This is a genomic window from Nitrospira sp. BLG_2, assembly GCF_049222245.1.
Genome location: NZ_JBLYIG010000391.1, coordinates 1 through 2,860 on the forward strand (window position 1 = coordinate 1; position 2,860 = coordinate 2,860).

The 2,860-nt window shown below is 55.5% G+C and carries 2 protein-coding genes; both read right to left on the minus strand.

Features of this window, described 5'->3' with window-relative positions; all coding sequences use genetic code 11:
* Positions 1-1,701: polysaccharide biosynthesis protein (locus tag ACOSYY_RS10810; protein WP_421662365.1), on the minus strand; the 1,701-nt coding region annotated here is incomplete at its 3' end.
* On the minus strand, positions 1,698-2,860 hold a 1,163-nt coding region (locus ACOSYY_RS10815), incomplete at its 5' end, for a glycosyltransferase family 9 protein (protein WP_421662366.1). The genes ACOSYY_RS10810 and ACOSYY_RS10815, both read right to left, overlap by 4 nt.

A 2,860-nucleotide genomic window follows, 5' to 3' on the forward strand; every position in this document is an offset into this window, starting at 1 on the left:
GCTCTCAAACAGCTCCTCGTACAACTTTTCTCCCGGCCGGAGCCCCGTAAAGACGATGTCAACGTCCTTTCCAGGGACGAGGCCTGCCAACATCACCATATTTCTGGCCAGATCAGCGACTTTGATCTGTTCTCCCATATCCAGCACGAACACTTCTCCTCCACGCCCCATCACGCTCGCTTGGAGGACCAATTGCACGGCCTCCGGAATCGTCATGAAAAACCGCTTGATCTCCGGATGAGTGACGGTCACCGGACCGCCTCTGCGGATCTGTTCGGAAAACAGGGGCACCACGCTCCCATTGCTGCCCAACACGTTGCCGAACCGCACGACTGTAAATTTCGTGAGACCGGTGTGGTTGAACTCCTGCACCAAGTGTTCCGCGATTCTCTTGGTGACGCCCATGATGCTCGATGGATTGACGGCCTTATCCGTGGAGATCAACACAAATCGGTCAACGCCTGTTTTCAAAGCGACTTCGGCGACCACACGGGTTCCCAAGATATTGTTGCGGATTGCTTCCTTGGGGTTGAGTTCCATCAGCGGAACATGTTTGTGCGCGGCAGCATGAAACACAATATCGGGGCTGGTCTGCCCAAACACTTCCGAGACGCGATCCAGCGCTGTCACATCTCCGACGATGGGGAGGACCCTTATATCGGGAAAGGACGTTCGTAGCTCCAACAGAAGCGAATGGAGTGCGTTTTCGTAGCGCTCGAACAAGACCAAGGCTTGCGGTTTTTGCCGGGCGATTTGTCGGCATAATTCCGATCCGATCGACCCTCCCGCTCCGGTAACAAGCAGCGTCTTCCCGGTGATGAGAGGATACAGTGCTTGCCGATCCGTCTGGATCGGCTCACGCTGTAGCAGATCTTCCAATCTCATCGGCCGCACCTGGTGCAACGAAACGGGATCACCCAAGAGCTGTTTGATGTCGGGAAGGGTCTTGATCGGGACGGCACAACCTTCCGAAGCCGCCAGGATCTTTTGCTTCACGATCGTGGAACCCGATGGAATAGCGACGATAATCTCATGTGCCTCCAGGACTTCCGCCACCCTCTTGATCTCGTCGATCATTCCGACAACGGGTATGCCGTGAATCTTCATCCCGCGTTTGACGGGATCATCGTCTACAAATCCGATCGGCAGGCTGTTGTAATTGGCATCCGACAGCATATCCCTGACCAGTAACTCACCCGCATGTCCCGCACCGACGATCAGCACCCGCCTGGCTGTCGGCCCAACGATCTGGAGCCACTCACGGAACCCCCGCACGGCCAATCGGATGCCCGCCAAATACAATCCGTTCAACAAACCGGTCAAGATGATGACTGAGCGAGGATACTGCGTAATGCCGCCGACATGATGGACCACTCCATAAAATACCGCCGCGCTGGTCAGAGAGGCCAAAAGGATCTTGCCCAGATCGTGAAGACCGACATATCTCCAAAGCCCGCGTTGAATCCCAAACGCCCATAAGCCGGAACCGAATATCAGCAACACCGCGGGCACGTGATCCCACATGATTTGCCGATATTCAGGAGAGATATCTCCCTCGAAGCGTAGCTCAAAGGCCGTCAAGTTGGCCGCCAGGATGAGGATCAATTGAATGACGATGACGACAAAAGATCGGTAAGCAAGCACGCGGTTTCCATATCGACCGGCGATGGAATGGAACAGCTTTGCCGCGGTCTGTTTCATACGCAATCTAGGGTCGGGATGCCAAACGTACTTTCCGCCAACATCGTTTCAACCGCCCGGATTACGCGATTTCCGTGCAACCGCTGCAGGCAATCGCTCAGGCTATCGACATGACGGTCGCAGCCTTCACCCAGACAGGGCACACACTCCCCTTCGCCTTGGAGAAGAAACACGTTTCCTTGCCGCTGTGATCCTTGCCTTTGCCATGGACTGTGCATTGTCGGAGGAAAGTCTTTTGGCCAGGGTCCCCACTTCACCGGATTCGACGGGCCGAACAACACAACGGTCGGGACACCGACCGCTGCCGCCATATGACTGACGGCCGTATCCGTTCCAACATAGAGCGCGGCGTGGCCTAAGAGGCAACCAAGGCCGGGCAACGTCACCTGATCGACCAGATTGACCGCATCCGGCAACCCTTGAACCACCTGCTCGCAGTACCGCGCTTCGGCCGACGCAGTCCCTGTGACGACTACCGTCACCCCATGGTCGATCAGCCATCGACCAAGGGATATCCATCCTGCGACGGTCCATGTCTTATAGAAAAATTTTGGAGAGACATGCAACACGGCGTATGGCCGAGGAGCCTGCATACGAGGAAACAGGCGATGAACGGATTCTTCATCTTCGGGTCTCCAACTGACAACAGGGGTCCCAACCGGCCGGATTTCCAACCGTTCAAGGAGCCGGAGATTCATGCTGACTGTATGGGTGTTCATATTGTCAAACGGCACCCATTCATCGAGCAACCGTCGCTTCCACCATGATTTATTGTTTGGCAAGAGAGTGCCTACGCGATATCGGCCGGCGACCCATGTGTGAAAGGTTGGACGATCGCCGGCTAAAACCGAAATGGCGAGGTCATAGCGACGCCAAATCGAGCGAAGCAATCTCAGATGAATTCCGATCCGAGGACGTTCCGGAATCGTCCAGATTCGTCGAATATCGCGATTGGCCGATACAATATCCTGCGTCCCTTCGAACACGAGCATATCGATCATCAGATGGGGCAAAGCCGCCTTGAGCGAGCGAACGACCGGTGTGGATAAGAGTACATCTCCGATTCGACGCGTACAGACGACCAACGCGCTGTTCATGTCCCGCTTCATCTCACCACCGGGTACCTTCTCGCCGATTGCGCTGCGACAATCATCCCATA